15 protein-coding genes are annotated in these 18,221 nt (G+C 41.5%); all 15 read right to left on the minus strand.

Annotated features, from left to right (window positions below; translation table 11 throughout):
• Positions 1-10: 10 nt before the first annotated feature.
• On the minus strand, positions 11-2,641 hold the full coding sequence (gene mutS, locus QUF94_RS18250; RefSeq protein WP_289317088.1) for a DNA mismatch repair protein MutS: 2,631 nt from the start codon (positions 2,639-2,641) through the stop codon (positions 11-13).
• Positions 2,642-2,893: 252 nt separating this feature from the next.
• On the minus strand, positions 2,894-3,433 hold the full coding sequence (locus QUF94_RS18255) for an outer spore coat protein CotE (protein ID WP_289317089.1): 540 nt from the start codon (positions 3,431-3,433) through the stop codon (positions 2,894-2,896).
• A gap of 212 nt (positions 3,434-3,645) precedes the next feature.
• A complete protein-coding gene (locus tag QUF94_RS18260; RefSeq protein WP_289317090.1) occupies positions 3,646-4,074 on the minus strand; it encodes a YlbF/YmcA family competence regulator in 429 nt (142 codons plus the stop codon).
• Position 4,075: 1 nt separating this feature from the next.
• The gene (miaB, locus tag QUF94_RS18265; RefSeq protein ID WP_289317091.1) at positions 4,076-5,620 is read right to left on the minus strand and encodes a tRNA (N6-isopentenyl adenosine(37)-C2)-methylthiotransferase MiaB; all 1,545 of its coding nucleotides are present in this window, start codon (positions 5,618-5,620) and stop codon (positions 4,076-4,078) included.
• Positions 5,621-6,010: 390 nt separating this feature from the next.
• Positions 6,011-7,051, minus strand: a complete 1,041-nt coding sequence (gene tdh, locus QUF94_RS18270) for an L-threonine 3-dehydrogenase (RefSeq protein WP_289318430.1) — start codon at positions 7,049-7,051, stop codon at positions 6,011-6,013.
• Positions 7,052-7,288: 237 nt separating this feature from the next.
• Positions 7,289-7,735 (minus strand): hypothetical protein, encoded by a 447-nt coding sequence (locus QUF94_RS18275; protein WP_289317092.1) that lies wholly within the window; start codon positions 7,733-7,735, stop codon positions 7,289-7,291.
• A gap of 40 nt (positions 7,736-7,775) precedes the next feature.
• A complete protein-coding gene (locus QUF94_RS18280; RefSeq protein ID WP_289317093.1) occupies positions 7,776-8,642 on the minus strand; it encodes a 2-oxoacid:ferredoxin oxidoreductase subunit beta in 867 nt (288 codons plus the stop codon).
• Positions 8,629-10,386: a 2-oxoacid:acceptor oxidoreductase subunit alpha gene (locus QUF94_RS18285; protein ID WP_289317094.1), complete on the minus strand. Its 1,758-nt coding sequence runs from the start codon at positions 10,384-10,386 to the stop codon at positions 8,629-8,631. Before QUF94_RS18285 ends, QUF94_RS18280 begins: the two co-directional genes overlap by 14 nt.
• A 230-nt stretch (positions 10,387-10,616) precedes the next feature.
• On the minus strand, positions 10,617-11,588 hold the full coding sequence (locus QUF94_RS18290; protein WP_289317095.1) for a dipeptidase: 972 nt from the start codon (positions 11,586-11,588) through the stop codon (positions 10,617-10,619).
• A 90-nt stretch (positions 11,589-11,678) separates the two neighbouring features.
• A complete protein-coding gene (spoVS, locus tag QUF94_RS18295) occupies positions 11,679-11,939 on the minus strand; it encodes a stage V sporulation protein SpoVS (RefSeq protein ID WP_029281188.1) in 261 nt (86 codons plus the stop codon).
• A gap of 174 nt (positions 11,940-12,113) precedes the next feature.
• The gene (locus QUF94_RS18300; RefSeq protein ID WP_289317096.1) at positions 12,114-12,911 is read right to left on the minus strand and encodes a TIGR00282 family metallophosphoesterase; all 798 of its coding nucleotides are present in this window, start codon (positions 12,909-12,911) and stop codon (positions 12,114-12,116) included.
• A gap of 156 nt (positions 12,912-13,067) precedes the next feature.
• Positions 13,068-14,627 (minus strand): ribonuclease Y, encoded by a 1,560-nt coding sequence (rny, locus tag QUF94_RS18305; protein WP_289317097.1) that lies wholly within the window; start codon positions 14,625-14,627, stop codon positions 13,068-13,070.
• 352 nt (positions 14,628-14,979) lie between these two features.
• Positions 14,980-16,026 carry a recombinase RecA gene (gene recA / locus QUF94_RS18310; protein WP_289317098.1) on the minus strand — a complete coding sequence of 349 codons (1,047 nt, stop codon included), beginning with the start codon at positions 16,024-16,026 and terminating at the stop codon, positions 14,980-14,982.
• 347 nt (positions 16,027-16,373) lie between these two features.
• Positions 16,374-17,606, minus strand: a complete 1,233-nt coding sequence (locus tag QUF94_RS18315; RefSeq protein ID WP_289318431.1) for a competence/damage-inducible protein A — start codon at positions 17,604-17,606, stop codon at positions 16,374-16,376.
• Between the two features lie 22 nt (positions 17,607-17,628).
• On the minus strand, positions 17,629-18,213 hold the full coding sequence (gene pgsA, locus QUF94_RS18320; protein ID WP_034313524.1) for a CDP-diacylglycerol--glycerol-3-phosphate 3-phosphatidyltransferase: 585 nt from the start codon (positions 18,211-18,213) through the stop codon (positions 17,629-17,631).
• Positions 18,214-18,221 lie beyond the last annotated feature (8 nt).

Genomic DNA, 18,221 nt, shown 5'->3' on the forward strand with positions numbered 1-18,221 from the left:
CTTTATTTTCTCATTTAAGTTTCTTTTGTAATTTATAAAGGATATTCATCGCCTCAAGCGGCGTCATTTCAAGGATATCGAGTGATTTAATGTCATCCAGCACCTTTTTTTCCTTAGGTGAAGAATTCACTTTCCCTTTAGGAGCCTCTTCCCCAAAGAAGGAAAGCTGTGCTTCATCATTGGCGGATGTTACAGGAGAGGCTTCTGCAATTGGTGCTTTGACAACAGCAGCGGGCTGTTCAGCCATCGCCTTTGTTTGTCCATTTTCATTCTCTAATTGCGCTAAAATGGCCGCCGCCCGATCAATTAACTGCTTCGGTAAATCAGCAAGCTTTGCAACATGAATCCCATAACTTTTATCCGCTGGACCTTCTTTAATTTTATGAAGGAAAACGACATTTCCATTTTGCTCAATAGCACTGACATGGATATTTTTCAATTTAGGCAGTTCTGATGCCAATACCGTCAATTCGTGATAATGAGTCGAAAAGAGGGTCTTGGCTCCAATTTCCTCATGAATATATTCAATGATGGCCTGGGCAAGCGCCATTCCATCGTAAGTTGATGTTCCCCGCCCGATCTCATCAAATAATATCAAACTGTTTTCTGTCGCATTCATAATCGCATTTCTTGCTTCAAGCATTTCGACCATGAATGTACTTTGACCGGAAATCAAATCATCAGCCGCGCCAATCCTAGTAAATACCTTATCAAAAATAGGCAATTCAGCTATACTTGCGGACACGAAGCATCCAATTTGCGCTAGAATCGATGTTAGCGCAATCTGACGCATATACGTACTTTTCCCCGACATATTGGGCCCTGTGATCAAGAGTAACTCCCGTTCCCCATCCATAAAGCAGTCATTGGGGACATACTCCTGTGATTGAAGGACTTTCTCGACCACTGGATGCCTGCCTTCCTTCAGGACGATTCTTCTATCATCAGAAAATACAGGCTTCACATAATGGCGTTCTTCGCTAATCGTCGCAAAGCACTGCAGGACATCCAGTTCACTGACGCCTTTCGCTAAATCCTGTAAGCGCGGGATATAGCTTTTGACCTCTTCACGAAGATTAAGGAATAGGTCATATTCCAAACTGACGCTTTTTTCTTCTGCTTGTAAAATCAAAGCTTCCTTTTCTTTTAATTCAGGTGTGATATAACGTTCGGCATTCGTTAGTGTTTGCTTCCGTTCATAACGCCCTTCTTCTAGCAGATGCAAATTGGCTCGTGTGACTTCAATATAATAGCCAAAAACACGATTATATCCGATTTTCAATGATCTGATCCCTGTGCGTTCCCGCTCTTCGCGTTCCAGCTGTGCAATCCAGGTTTTCCCGTTTCTGCTGGCATCCCTGTATGTATCCAGCTCCTTATGGAAACCGTCCTGAATGATATTCCCTTCCTTCACGGACAATGGCGGGTTTTCTACAAGCGCCGTTTCAAGCAAATCCGTCACTTCTTCACAAGGATCCAATTTATCGGCAAGAATTGAAATATCCTGATTGGAAGCCATTGACTTCACGATTTCACGAATGATTGGCACCTGTTGCAATGAACGTTTCAATTGAATCAAGTCTCGAGCGTTTACATTCCCGAAGGCGACCCTTCCGGCAAGCCGCTCCAAGTCGTACACTTCCTTCAGCCGTTCACGTAAGTCTTGCCGTTCGAAGTATTGATTTTTCAGGGTTTCAACAAGGCTTTGCCTCCGCTCGATCTGTTTTTTATTAATGAGCGGCCTATCAATCCATTGCTTCAACATCCTTCCGCCCATGGCTGTTTTCGTTTCATCAAGCAGCCATAGTAATGAGCCTTTTTTACCTTTGGAACGAATGGTTTCAGTCAATTCCAAATTGCGTTTGCTATAATAATCAATTTTCATATATTGTGACGTTTCATATGCAAGCACTGGCTGTAAATGATCCAGGCTGCGCTTTTGAGTACGGTATAGATAATTCAATAAACGTGTGGTCGTCGTTGCCAGTTTCTGGTCTTTTAACAGATGAAGCAATGCAACGAATGACTCGCTTTGAACCAAATTATTCTCTAGGGATAAAGCGGCAGCGCCCCGTTCTTGCAGCTTTTTTTTCCATTCTTCATTGAAATCTTCAGCTATGACCACTTCGCTCGCACCAAGGATGGCAAATTCATTCAGAACTTCTTCAAAACTCTCAATCAAAGTGACCTTGTTTTCCCCGGTCGATAAATCATTGTATCCAAAGCCAAACTGCCCATCCGTAAAATAAGTGATGGTGGCAATATAATTATTTTCCTTTTCTCGAAGACCCTTACTATCCATTTTCGTTCCCGGAGTAATCAGCTGGACAACTTCCCTGCGTACCACACCTTTGGCTTGCTTGGGATCTTCAGTCTGTTCACATATAGCTACTTTAAATCCTTTTTCTATCAATATATCAATATAATTAGCAGCCGAGTGATACGGAATGCCGCACATCGGAATTCTGTCTTCACTACCACCTTCTCGGCTCGTTAATGTGATTTCGAGCTCCTGGGATGCATTCAGTGCATCGTCAAAAAACATTTCATAAAAATCGCCTAAACGAAAAAATAAAAAGGCATCCTGGTACTCTGCCTTAATTTTTAAGTATTGCTGTATCATCGGAGTATATCCAGCCATTCCTTCAAAACCTTTCCAAACTAAAATCTATTACTCATTTATGTCCTTCATTATAACATAAGGGAAAGCAACATTGCCTGAATTCGAAATTGAATGGTAAATCAATTATCCTGTGAGATTAACTGTTGTATGCTTGCAGTATCTGCAAACTTTTTTTGGTTTCTCATCGTTATGCCTGCAAGGGTCCTGTCCGACTTCAAATTAAATAAAACCGGATGAAGGGAATGTCATCCGGTAGTTACTTTCTATATTCTATTCGTCTTCGAATTCATCAAGGAAATCCGGATCTAAATCTTCAAATTCCTCATCATCGAAATCAGAGCCCCAGTCATCCTCACAGCGGCCATCTGGACTAACAGCGACACAAATTTTCGTTTCGCCGACGACTTCCACAAAGAATTCCCTTTCCACATGGACAATGATTTTTTGTCCACATGGGGAGATGCAAGCTTCTAAACAATTCGGCTGTTGGACAACTGTTGCAAAAATTTCATGGTCATCAAGACAATCGGGATCACGGTATTTCAGCGAAATCACGTCGGTATATTGCACTTTTTCAGTTACAACTTCCGTCTTCGAATTATGGTTATAAGAATACCAGACGTTGATTTCGTAGCTGCCGTGAATTTCTACCTTTTTGCCGACTTTCTTTGCATCGTATTTATGGTTGATGATCCAACAACCTAGAATGCTAGAAGGATGATGAGCCGGGCAAATGGTGTGAGAGGACTTTGTGAATTTACGTCCTTTTGCCACCACCGCTTTAGTAATTATCTCTCTATATTGTGACATGCTAGCGAACCCTCCTCATACAGTTTCCATTCATCCTATGCGTGGTAAAAGTCTAGTGTGCGTAGAATTTTAATTGTTTGAAAACTGCAGTAATGTTTTAAACCTAGGTTATTTTATGCGCATGTTTTGGGATATGTGTCACGAATGGGCGCTGTATAAGGATTTACGCAATATAAAAAAGCCCTTCTGAAATCAGAAGGGCTTTGCCATATTCATGAACAGCTTCCGCCGCCGGCTTGTACTTGTGAACCAGTCTCCCCGCGAAGGACGTCGCCTTCGGTCGATTCAATGATCAGGTCCGTCACCTTATTCGATACTTGTGATGAGACCATTTGTAAGAGATCATTTACATCTACTTGGGATTGCTTGAATTCTTGGACGATCGGAAGTTCATCCAATTGTTTTTCAAGTGCATCAATTTTGGCCTGAACTTGGCTGTATGCTTTCTCTTTTCCGTAATGCTGGAAGTTTACCGCCTGTTTTTGCAAACTCTTGATACTTGCGATCATTTCACGGATTTTTTGGTTTTCATTGATGTGAGCTTCTGCCCGTTTAAAGAAATCGACTTCTTCCGTGCTGGCAATCATTTCAGCAAGCTCGGCCGCTTTTGACAGGATGTCATCTTTAGTATATTTCGTCATATTACTCCACCTCAATCGCCGTTGCTTCTTCAACCATATCCCCATTTAATGACCATGTTTTCGTATCGGTGATTTTCACTTTTACGATTTGGCCAATAGCGGATTTTGGTCCTTTGAAGTTCACGAGCTTATTTTTCGTTGTATAACCTGCTAATACTTCCGCATTCTTCTTGCTTTCGCCTTCAACAAGCACTTCAACAATCTGTCCATCATACTCTTTCATTTTCAACGCGCACGTATCATTGACAAGGGCATTCAAGCGTTGCAGGCGTTCCTTTTTCACTTCCATCGGTACATTATCCTGCATTTTCGCAGCCGGTGTTCCCTCACGTGGTGAATAAATGTAAGTATATGCTGCATCGAAACCAACTTCGCGGTATAAAGACATCGTTTCTTCAAAATGCTCTTCCGTTTCATTCGGATAGCCTACAATTATGTCAGTTGTTAGCGATGCACTTGGGATAGCTTCCTTAATCTTTCTTACCAGCTCTAAATATTGCTCGCGTGTATATTTACGGGCCATGATTTTAAGTGTGTCCGTACTTCCAGATTGAACAGGAAGGTGGATATGGTCAACAAGATTTCCGCCTTTAGCCAGAACTTCGATCAAGTGATCATCAAAGTCACGGGGATGACTTGTCGTAAAACGAATACGCGGAATATCGATTTTGCGGATTTCATCCATCAAATCACCGAAACGATATTCGATATCCGTAAAATCTTTACCATAAGCATTCACATTCTGTCCAAGCAGAGTTATTTCTTTGTAACCCTGAGCCGCTAAATGACGGACTTCCTGTATGATATCTTCAGGTCTGCGGCTTCTTTCTTTCCCCCTTGTGTAAGGTACGATGCAGTATGTACAAAACTTATCGCAGCCATACATGATATTGACCCATGCCTTCGTTTTGCCTTTACGCACCTTCGGAAGATTCTCGATTACATCACCTTCTTTAGACCAAACCTCAATGACCATTTCCTTAGATAGATAAGCTTCATTAAGAATTTGCGGCAGCCTGTGGATATTATGCGTTCCGAAAATCATATCTACAAAATGGTGCTTCTCAAGAATCCGCTTTACAACTGACTCCTCTTGCGACATACAACCGCAAACCCCAAGCAATAGATCCGGCTTTTCCAATTTTAATGATTTTAAATGCCCCAATTCACCGAACACTTTATTCTCTGCGTTTTCCCGAATTGCACATGTGTTAAGTAAAATGACGTTAGCATCATCCACCGTGTTTGTCGGCTCATAACCAAGTGCCGTAAAGATGCCCGCCATGACTTCAGTATCATGTTCGTTCATTTGACAGCCGTATGTACGAATGTAAAACTTTTTGCCTTCTCCCATCCCACGGAAACCTTCAGGAATTGCGAAGTCATCATGATATTCTACTTCTTCTTTTCCTCGCTTTTTCGCATCTTTTAAGGAAGGCGGAATATAAACGGCTTGAAAGTACTTACTGAAGTCCTTATCGGATTTTTTGTCCGCTGGATTTTCAGCCTGTACTTGTTGTGATTCTAAACGTTGTTTCTCGTTCATAGTTAATCTCCTTTCAAAATAGTTAGTTTATTTCTTTCCCCAACTATTTCAAGACCTATCTTCTAATGGTTTTTATACGGATTCCTTATTAAGAATTACCAGTAAATATTAGCTTTTAAGTGTGATATATCCACATTAACATAGTATAAAGCTTTTAACAGCAAGAAACAATCATTCTGTCGTGCCTTCTTCAATTGTAAGAAACTTTTCACAAATACGGAAAATAAGAACATGAAAGAAGAGGCTTGATTCGTATATTCACTATGACGAAATTAGCCTCTTCTTATTCATTTATTGGATGACCCCTGGCACCTTACCAGCTTTTTTAAATCCAGATAATCCCATTTCCAGTTGATTCAAAACCTCTCATTTCCCCTCCTTTTCAGATGGTTAAGGTATCAGAAGCACCTTACCACACTGACCTTTGATCATCAGTTCAAATCCCTTCTCAAAATCGCTTAGCGAAAAACGGTGTGTAATCATTGGTTTTACATCAACCCTACCACTTCCAAGCAGACTGGAAACCTGTTGCCAGGTTGAAAACATTTTCCTTCCGGTTATCCCTTGGACAGTAAGACCCTTGAATACAATATCATCCGTTATATTAAGAGTGACGGGCTGAGACGGCAGACTTAGAATCGATATCCTTCCACCGTTTGTCGCCATCTTAAACCCTTGTTCGATAGCTATCGGATTTCCGCTCATTTCGCAAACCACATCTACCCCATCCCCATTTGTCAGACCTTTCGTGATTTCCAGTGGATTCTGTTTAATTGAATGAATGAGGTCTGTAGCCCCCATCTTTTTGGCAAGCTGAAGTCGATAATCATTAATATCAAGAGCGATTACTTTATCAGCACCTGCAGCCTTCGCTACGGCAACTGCCATAAGCCCAATTGGACCACAGCCGATTATGGCCACCGTTTTACCCAGCACCTCGCCAGCAAGCACTGAATGGACGGCATTTCCCATCGGCTCTTGGATGGTAGCTATATCGAGTGGCATATCATTTGGATTTTTCCATAGGTTTTTGGCGGGCAGAGCTATATACTCTGCAAAGCACCCCTGTTTATCGAGACCGATAATGTTGGTGTTTTTACAAATATGGAATTGTCCGGTTAAGCATTGCCTGCATGCACCGCAAACTATATGTGTTTCGGCAGATACACAATCACCAACCGCTACAGTTCTCACACTTGCCCCTATCTCGATTACTTCCCCAGCAAATTCGTGCCCAAATACGTATGGTGGATTCACCCTTCCCTGCGACCATTTATCCCAGGTGAAAATATGAATATCCGTTCCACAGATTGAGGTCAATTTCACTCGAATCAAGACTTCGTCATCACGAATTTCCGGAATATCAACAACTTGTAATTGTGCCCCATAACCTCGGTGATGTTTGACGACTGCTTTCATTTTCCCTCTCAACATGTGCACTCCCCCTGAAATAGGGCTGTTCTTTTCATCTACCTTAATATGTAAAGATATGAAAAACTAATTAAAAAAATACCATAATCGCTTTTGTACCAGCCTTCTCACATTAATTTTGATGATTTGGGGTCATTTGTACATTTTTGTTAAATGGGTCATGTTTCTATAGCATCTTGTCCGCTCTCGAATAAGATATCTTGTACAACCAAAATAAACGAAGGAGTGACTTATATGTCATGTAACAATAATCACCATCATGATAATAATAATAACGACAGAATCGCAGACGATTTTTGTCGTGCTGTGAGGGGCTGTAATAGACGCGACCGCGACCGCGATCGGGATCGGGATCGGGATCGGGACCGGGACCGGGACCGGGATCGGGACCGAGATCGGGATCGGGACCGAGATCGGGATCGGGATCGGGACAACGATAGAATCGCAGACGATTTTTGTCGTGCTGTGAGAGGCTGTAATAGGCGCGACCGCGATCGGGACCGTGACCGGGATCGTGACCGTGACCGTGATCGTGACCGTGACCGTGATCGTGACCGCGACCGCCATTGTTGCAGAAGGAACCGTTGCAATTTCTTCGGCGGCTGTGGATGCTAATAACGGTTGGTAGTAAGCTAATCCAGAGAGTATAGTGATTCTCTCTACTTGAGCTTTCCAATTAATCACAAAAAAGGTTCACCCCATCTTAGGGGTGAACCTTTTCGTTTTACATAAATTCTGCAACAAGCTTATCAAAATGTGCTTGATCCAGTGTAAGATCTGATTTATTTAACGCTTCTTCAGCATAACCCGGCACTAATTCCTGGTACGAAGGACGTGAAGAGTCTTGATAAATAATCCCTGTCACAAGTCCGTCATGTTTCATCAAAGTCTGCATCGCCTGTTCTTTATTCGATGAATCATAGCCTTCAATCGTGTTCAATTTAGTTAAGTTTTGTTTAAACCAATCATACGTATTAATCTTATTGTAAGTTACGCATGGAGAGAAAACATTGATAAAGGAGAATCCTTTATGGTTTATCCCTGCTTCAATGATTGCCGTCAGGTCTTTTAAGTCAGTGGAAAAGCTTTGGGCTACAAAAGTAGCGCCAGCTGACAATGCTAATTCCATAGGTGAAACAGACTGTTCTATTGATCCTTCTGGAGTGGATTTCGTTTTAAATCCAGCAGCCGACCTAGGAGAAGTCTGGCCTTTTGTCAATCCATAAATTTGATTATCCATGACTATATAAGTAATGTCGATATTACGACGGATCGCATGAATGGTGTGTCCCATCCCGATCGCAAATCCATCTCCGTCACCGCCAGAAGCTATAACGGTCAATTCACGGTTGGCCATTTTCACTCCTTGGGCAATTGGCAGTGAGCGGCCATGGATTCCGTGGAAACCATATGACTTGATGTAACCAGATATACGCCCTGAACAGCCGATACCGGAAACTACAGCCAAATTCTCCGGCTCCAATCCTACATTTGCTGCCGCACGCTGCATGGCAGCCTGAACGGAGAAATCACCGCAGCCAGGACACCAGTTAGGTTTTACATCATTACGAAACTCTTTAAACGTTGCCATATTCGAACATCTCCTTGCATTGTGTGTGAATTTCATGCGGGAGGAATGGGTTGCCATCATATTTTAGGATGCTTTTAATTTTATTAACGTGTCCGACATTCATCTTGATAATATTAGCCAATTGTCCAGTCGCATTATTTTCAATAACTACTACTTTCTTGGCACTTTGCACCAATGATAGGACTTCATCAGCTGGGAAAGGATGTATCAACCGGATTTGCGCATGATTCACTTTCATTCCATCTGTTTCTAACCGGCCGATCGCTTCATCAATCGTCCCGCGTGTTGAGTTAAAACCAAGAATTAATAAATCCGCTTCTTCATGCGGTGTGTTTTTGTATACTGGCGTATGGAATGTGTTTGTAAGATTATTAAGCTTACGCATCCGTTTATCCATTTGCACTTTACGATTCAAAGCCGTTTCAGAAGGTCTGCCCGTTTCATCATGTTCAACACCTGTAACATGGTGAATTCCATTTTTCATTCCAGGAACTACACGTGGGGAGACCCCGTCTTCAGTTACTTCATAACGCTTGAAGTATGATTTGTTTTCATCCTCTTCAATTTCAAAGTCCACCAATTTACCGCGTCTTATCTCCACTTTTCCGTAATCAAGCGGCTGAACCGTCTGTTTACCTAGTGATAGCTGTAAGTCGGATAAAATGATAACGGGACATTGATATTCCTCTGCAAGGTTGAATGCTTCTGCCGTATCATAAAAAGCTTCCTCGACTGTACTCGGAGCCATGACAATTTTAGGAATTTCACCATGTGTACCATAAATCATGGCCATTAAATCGGATTGCTCCTGTTTTGTAGGAAGTCCCGTAGATGGACCGCCACGTTGAGTATCGACAATGACAATTGGCGTCTCGGTGATGCCCGCTAGACCAATCGCTTCCATTTTCAATGAAAGTCCAGGTCCAGCTGAGGCTGTGATGGCACGTACCCCACCATAGTTTGCACCAATCGCCATTGTAGCTGCTGCGATTTCATCTTCAGTCTGTATGACCGTCCCACCCAATTGAGGAAGTTTTTTAATTAGGTATTCCATAATTTCCGAGGCCGGAGTAATCGGGTAAGCTGCCATGAAGCGGCAACCGCCTGCAACTGCGCCTAAAGCGATAGCATCGTTTCCGATCATGAACAATCGTTTTTGGCCGTCTGCCTTTTCCAGCTCCATTGCGCCCAGTTTTTCTCCAAGCATCACTTCCATTGCTTTGTAGCCAGCAGTAATGGCATCCATATTCTTCTTAACGATTTCTTCACCTTTACGGCCGAATATTTCATCCACCACATCGTTGAATACGGAAATTTCCATTCCCAGAACAGCACATGTCGCACCGATAGCGACCATATTTTTCATTAATGATGTACCTAATTCCGCTGCTATTTCCGTAAATGGAACAATATATAATTCTGCCTTTGTATCTTCTGGGCAGACAGGTTTGAATTTTGCATCTGCGATTATGATGCCACCTTCATGTAATTCTTTATAATTGACGTCAATTGTTTCTTGGTCAAAAGCAACTAAGATGTCTAAATCATCAGAGATAGCACGAGTTTCCGTAGTACTTACACGAATTTTGTTATTCGTGTGTCCACCCTTGATTCGGGATGAGAAATGACGGTAGCCATACAAGTAATAACCTAAGCGATTGAGGGCAATACAGAATATTTCTCCTGTACTTTCAATACCTTCACCTTGTTGTCCGCCAACTTTCCATGAAAGTTGATTGATCATGTCTTACACTCCTTTAGGACGTTCGTATATAAATGCATTTAAAACGCACCTCTCTTCAGAACATTCGACTATGTATAATTAATCGTTCTAAAATAGAAAAGGTGTACTAAACGCTTTCAATTCTATCGGTTAAATCATTAAATTGCAACCTTTTTGCTTTTATTTTTTATATTTTCAGAATATTTATTCATATCTATATAGTAAGAATTAAAAGTCACTTAAGATATTTCCTATTTAAGCGGAAAATTACGAGTGAAATTACCAAAAAGGAGGCCTTTTACAAACTCACTTGAATAAAGCCTGTTCAGTTCATTGATAAGGTTATGATAATCCTTATATGACATTAATTCTTCTACCATATGATCGATTCCATCAAAGTCAGAGCCTAATCCAATTTGTCTTTCCCCGCCCAAATTGCATATATGCTCTATATGTTTCAAGATATCCTTTATCGAAGCCGAATCACCATTTGATAGAAATTGAGGGACAAAAGTTACCCCTATCACACCATTTTTTTGTAAAAGGGCTTTTATCTGGCCGTCTTTCAAATTTCGCGGATTCGAACAAAGATGATAGGCATTCGAATGTGAGGCAATTGGGAATTTTGCCAGTTTTAGGGTGTCCCAAAATCCAGCTTCAGATAAATGAGATAAATCACACCAAATTGACTTCTCATTCAAAAGCGCCACCACCTCCGTTCCAAACCCTGTCAATCCGCCGCCTCTTGATTCTAGTGCCCCATCAGCTACCAAGTTTGCGTAATTCCAAGTTAGACCTACTGAGGACACTCCAAGATGAATTAGGGTTTTCAGTTTCAACAAATCATTTCCAATGCAATCGCACCCCTCCAAAGTTAGCACCGCACCTATTTCCTTTTCTTTTAGAGAATCGATGTCTGCCTTGGTTTTTATAAATTTCATTTCCGGCTCTGATAAAATCTTTTCATGAAAAATATCCACCATTGCCAAAGCCGCTTGAAATCTCATATCAGGGTGGACCTTTTCAGGAATATATATTGCAAAACATTGGACTTTTCCTCCTTGATCCAATAATCCCCGCTTCGTTATATGTAATTTATCACTATCCAAAAAAGTAATATCCGGATCTATGAACATCTTCATCAACACATCACAATGTGCATCAAAAATCTCCAATGTAATTCCCCTTCCTGTCCCTGTCCCTTTAAGGATCATATACTCCATTATAAAGGGACCCGGGTTTTTCGTCATTTGGATTTCAGGACAAAAAAGAGCCTGCTCGCCATCCGACAAACAGGACACCCACTCATGAAATTATCTTGGTTCAATGATTAGCTTTATTGCCGTTCTCTCTTCGCCGTCAATAAGTATATCTGTAAAGGCAGGAATACAAATCAAGTCAACTCCACTAGGTGCGACAAACCCTCTTGCGATTGCTACTGCCTTGACGGCTTGATTTAACGCACCTGCACCGATTGCTTGTATTTCGGCTGCCCCTCTTTCCCTGAGCACTCCCGCTAGTGCGCCTGCTACAGAATTAGGATTAGATTTTGCTGAAACTTTTAATATTTCCATTCCTAGTCCTCCTTGTTTTCCCTGCCTATTCTAACTTGGCTCAATAGTTATAACACTTTCCACTGCTACTATATTCATCAAGTAAAACTTGTATGACAAAGAAAACCGGGATTGTCCACCATTTATTAAGGAATGAAAAAATGGATGGCCAGTTTGACTGTCCATCCATTCAAATCAATTATAAAAGGGGTGATCTTCGTTAATCAAAATTCTTTCTATTTTTTTAGCCCTGCCAGTTTTATCATCAATTTCAAGGAGAACTCCACTTAATAGGGTCCGCCCCTCTTTAGGCACTTCGAAACGGACAGGGAGGCTAGTTAAGAACCGATGAATGACTGCCCCTCTGTCCATACCAAGGATGCCATCATACGGTCCTGTCATGCCTACATCTGATATGTAAGCGGTGCCCGCAGGTAAAATACGGTTATCTGATGTCTGGACGTGTGTGTGTGTACCAACAACGGCTGTAACCTTACCATCCAGGAACCACCCCATAGCTTGCTTTTCACTTGTAGCCTCTCCATGAAAATCGACAAAAATGATTGGTGTCCTTTTTTGAGCCTCCGCCACTAGTTCTTCCGCCTTTTTGAACGGACAGTCCAAATCCGGCATGAATGTTCTAGCTTGCAAATTGATGACCGCTATTTCCTGCTGATTCAATTTTAAAAATTTCATTCCTTCTCCTGGTGCTCCATCTGGAAAATTCGCTGGACGGACGAGATATTTCGCATCATCAATAAAATTAAAAATGTCGCGATTATCCCATGTATGGTTTCCCATGGTCACCGCCTGCGCTCCCCACTCTAAAAAACTGCGGTAAATCTTTTCTGTAATTCCCCGGCCACTTGCAGCATTTTCCCCATTGATTACCGTGATATGCGGACGATACTTTTCTTTTAACTTAGGAAGGTATTCTTGGATCATATCACGACCAGGAGACCCCACGACATCTCCAATAAATAGCAATTTCATTGTAAAACCCTTTCTAGATACATTTCTAATGATATGAATTATTCAAGTATGTATTGTAACATAATATCGGGTAATTATAGGAATCACGCTTAACGATTAGTATTAGAAAAAAGAAAAAACGAAGTGGTTTGCACCACTTCGTCTTTCATTAACAATTTATTTGGCGTATTCGACTGCTCTTGTTTCACGGATGACCGTAACTTTTATATGACCTGGATAATCGAGCTCTTCTTCAATCCTTTTTCGGATATCACGTGCGAGTCGATGAGCCGAAAGATCATCGATTTGTTCTGGTTTCACTAGAATCCGCACTTCACGTCCGGCTTGAATCGCAAATGATTTTTCCACTCCATCGTAGGATTCGGAAATTTCCTCAAGTTTTTCAAGTCTTCTAATGTAATTTTCAAGCGTTTCACTTCTAGCACCCGGTCTTGCAGCTGATAATGCATCAGCGGCAGCCACAAGAACTGAAATGATGGAAGTTGGTTCCGTATCGCCATGATGTGAAGCGATGCTGTTAATGACCGTTGGATGCTCTTTATATTTGGTTGCTAATTCAACGCCAATTTCAACGTGACTGCCTTCCACTTCATGATCAATCGCTTTCCCAATATCATGCAATAAACCTGCACGGCGGGCAAGAACCTCATCCTCACCAAGCTCAGCGGCCAGTAAACCTGAAAGCTGGGCCACTTCAATTGAATGCTTAAGTACGTTTTGCCCATAACTTGTACGGAACTTCAAACGCCCTAGTATTTTGATGAGATCTGGATGGAGACCGTGAACTCCAACTTCAAAAGTTGTTTGTTCACCAATTTCACGAATATGTTCATCTACCTCACGTCTTGCTTTGTCAACCATTTCTTCAATTCGAGCCGGATGGATCCGTCCGTCCTGAACAAGTTTTTCAAGAGCCAAGCGTGCCGTTTCCCGTCTAATTGGATCAAATCCAGATAAAATGACAGCTTCAGGAGTATCATCGATAATAAGGTCAATACCTGTTAGCGTTTCTAACGTCCGGATATTTCGTCCTTCACGTCCGATAATCCGGCCTTTCATTTCATCGTTTGGAAGATTTACTACAGAAACGGTGGTTTCTGCAACATGATCAGCCGCACAACGCTGAATGGCAAGAGAAAGAACTTCTTTTGCTTTTTTATCAGCTTCTTCTTTGGCACGGGTATCACTTTCTTTAATCATAAGCGCTACATCGTGAGCCAGCTCGTTTTCCATTCGGTCTATAATGATTGCTTTAGCTTCTTCACGAGTTAAACCGGAAACACGTTCAAGCTCTGTTTGCTGCTTACGAACCGTCTCGTCCACTTTGCTTTCCATCTCTTCAATATGCTGTTGTCTTTGGTTTAGAGAATCTTCTTTTTTCTCCAAAAGGCTTTCACGTTTGTCTAACGTTTCATCCTTGCGGTCCAGATTCTCTTCTCTTTGCAATAACCGATTTTCTTGTTTTTGTAATTCGTTCCTTCTTTCACGGGATTCCCGATCCGAATCGGAACGAACTTTATGAATTTCATCTTTTGCTTCCAACAAGGCTTCTTTCTTAAGTGCTTCCGCTTCACGTTTTGCATCCTCAAGGATGTGTTCCGCAGAGCCCTTTGCCCCTGCTATTTTACTCTCAAATTTTGATTTGTGAATAAAATAACCAACAACTGCACCGACGATTAGGCCAAGCAAAGTGAAGATGATTGTCATGGGTTCCATCGTTTCACCTCCCCTTGCTATGAACTTTTTACATAAAATGTTGAACTGTCGGCAAGTACATTGCACATAAATTCAATATACAGCACTTAATTTTCAAAATTTTAGTTTGAAAAATTGTAAAATATACATATTAATTGTATAGTTGAGAATTTTTATTGTCAAGCGTTTGTCCCTTATGTATCAATGATTATTCAAGTTTTCTTAATATCAACCATCATTAACTACAGCATTCATAATGGAAGAAGTCTGGATATCTGTTTTCAACGCCATTTAATCCGCTGAAAATTTCGCACTTTTCTCACAATATATAGAAAAGGCCTAAGCGAACAAGCTTAGGCCTTTTCCTACCATTTTAATCAAGTAATTCAAAATGCTCTTCTGTTTCATTTTCTTCTGGTGGTAATTCATGCTCTCCATCAAGATTATAGTGATCTCTGATTTTCTGAGAAATTTCCAGAGCGATATCCTGATTTTCTTTCAAGAACAGCTTCGCATTTTCGCGGCCTTGTCCGACACGCTCTTCATTGTATGAGTACCACGATCCGCTTTTAAGGACGATATCAAGATCTGCACCCATATCGATGATTTCACCTTCCTGGGAAATCCCTTGACCGTACATGATGTCAACTTCTGCTTGACGGAATGGTGGAGCAACCTTGTTTTTTACAACTTTGATTTTGGTTTTATTACCGACGATTTCATTACCTTGTTTTAATTGTTCCGCACGACGCACTTCCAGACGAACTGTTGAATAGAACTTCAATGCCCGGCCTCCCGGAGTCGTTTCTGGATTTCCAAACATAACACCGATTTTTTCACGTACTTGGTTAATGAAAATGGCAATGGTATTTGATTTATTAATGGCACCAGACAGTTTTCTAAGTGCCTGAGACATCATCCGGGCTTGAAGACCCATATGGGAATCTCCCATTTCGCCTTCTATTTCAGCTTTAGGAACAAGTGCTGCCACCGAGTCAATGACAATGATATCTACCGCTCCACTTCGAACTAACGCTTCAGCGATCTCTAAGGCTTGTTCACCAGTATCAGGCTGCGAAAGCAGTAACTCATCAATATTCACACCAAGTTTTTCTGAATACGCTGGATCTAAAGCATGCTCGGCATCAATGAATGCAGCCGTGCCTCCAGTTTTTTGTACTTCTGCAATAGCATGTAATGCAACAGTCGTTTTACCGGAGCTTTCAGGTCCATATATCTCAATGACCCGGCCTCTTGGATATCCGCCCACTCCCAATGCTACGTCCAATGCTAAAGAACCGCTTGAAATCGTTGAAATCCTACGATCAGTCTGTTCCCCAAGTTTCATAATAGAACCTTTACCAAATTGTTTTTCAATTTGTTTTAACGCCATATCTAAAGCCGCTTGACGATCACTCACTCAATTTCCTCCTCTATATTCAAATAATCGGCTGTCCGATTAAAGGTGTACTTACGTTAGCAATTTATTTGAGATCAAGGTTTGCATCCTGTCTCAAAACCTATCTTTACTATATACTCTTTTTACTATTTTGCCAAGCAAAAAGTCGAACATTCATTCGTTTTTTTCTTACGGGATATACTTTGTAAAAAAGCTTTTTATCTTAATGAAATCTCCATTTCCTTTCACTTACTCCCTAAAAAAAACATTTTCATTGAATTAACTTTTTTCTTTTTTCCCTTTTTTTCAAGAAACAAACTTCTTGAACCAAATAAAAAGCAGAGCTGTAAAAAGCTCTGCTTCAGCGTTCATAAATCCCTTAATAGGTAATGACATCCGTACTTCACACTGCGAATACGGTTCTGCGCCCTGCTTCCGGAAAGGTTCAACTCTTTGAAATGAGTGTTTCCATCCCGATATGAAATGCCGATAAATACTGTCCCTACAGACTTGCCTTCTTGTTCATCCGGCCCTGCGACACCCGTAAAGCTTATGCCTACATCCGCATCGAGCTTTTTCCGGACATTAGAGGCCATTTCCATTGCACACTCACCGCTGACCACCCCATGCTCAGAGATGGTATCATCACTGACGCCGAGGACATTCGACTTCGCATCATTCGTATAGCTGACAATACCGCCTTTGAAGACTTTACCGGCGCCTGGGATGGTTGTCAGCTGTTCTTGGAACATCCCTCCGGTCAAACTTTCGGCTGCCGCGATCGAAAGCTTGCGGACCGTCAATTCTTTTACAAGTTCCTTTATTAGCGAAGTATTATCACTTCCATAATAGAACTTACCTACCCTGCTAAGAATTTCTTTTTCCGCTTCTAAAATAAGCTCTTCGCATTTTTCTTTAGAAGAGTCTTTAGCGGTGATCCTTAACGTCACTTCCCCTTCGGCTGCCAACGGAGCAATTGTCGGATTCGTTTGATTGACAAGGAGGTCTTCAATCACCGTTTCCAGTTCGGCTTCACCTATCCCGTAAAACCGAAGAACCTTGGAATCGATCCGTTCATGCTTTTCCAATTTATTCATGATCGATTCATAACCATAACTTAAAAACATCGGCTCCATTTCACTTGGCGGCCCAGGCAGGAGCATATATGTAATCCCGGATTTGGACAAGACCATTCCCGGTGCCATGCCATGATCGTTTGCCAACACTTCACTGCCTTCTAAGACAAGGGCCTGCTTTTTGTTGTTTTCCGTCATGGTCCGCTCCCGTTTTTGGAAGTAAGCTTCAATGGATTGCAAAGCTTCATCATTAAAAACCAGCTTTTTCCCTATATGGCGAGCAATCGTTTCCTTCGTTAAATCATCTTTGGTAGGACCGAGTCCACCGGTAAAGACAATCAAGTTCGCCCTTGATTCAGCGATTTCTATAGCTTGTTGCAATCGGCGGTCGTTATCCCCAACCACAGTATGGTAAAAAACATTGATCCCCATTTCCGCAAACTGCTGCGATAAGAATCTTCCATTAGTGTTATTGATTTGTCCTAGAAGAAGCTCTGAGCCCACTGCAATGATTTCTGCATCCATCTTTTCAAAACCACCATTCGTTTTACTTAGAATTAACAAATACTTCTTTGTTTTTTATAAAATAATCCAAACCTGACCATATTGTAAAGATCAATGCAATCCATAATGCGATATTAGCAAACGGAAGTGAAATGAGGGCAAATGGAAGGTTATGCAGCAATAATGCTGAAATGGAAACAATTTGTGCCCATGTTTTAATTTTACCGAGCTGGTTCGCTGCAACCACTTCGCCAGTACCCGCTAATACCAAACGCAATCCGGTAACGGCAAACTCACGACTTATGATCACGATGGCAATCCAAGACTGACCGTACATTAAATCCAGATCAACCAAAACAATTAGGGCAGCCGAAACCAGAAGCTTATCAGCCAATGGATCTAAAAATTTCCCTAAATCAGTAATCATATTATATTTTCTGGCAAAATGGCCATCGATCCAATCCGTAGTAGACGCGATAATAAAGAGGATGGCTCCAGCTAGGTGCGCCACTGGCAAACTGTATTCTCCCCAAGTCAGCGTCCCCCATGAAAAAGGTACGAGCATGATGATTAAAAAAACTGGTATTAAACAGATTCTTGCTACTGTAATCTTATTAGGCAAATTCAAAACTTTTA

This window comes from Peribacillus sp. NJ4, assembly GCF_030348345.1.
GTDB lineage: Bacteria > Bacillota > Bacilli > Bacillales > DSM-1321 > Peribacillus.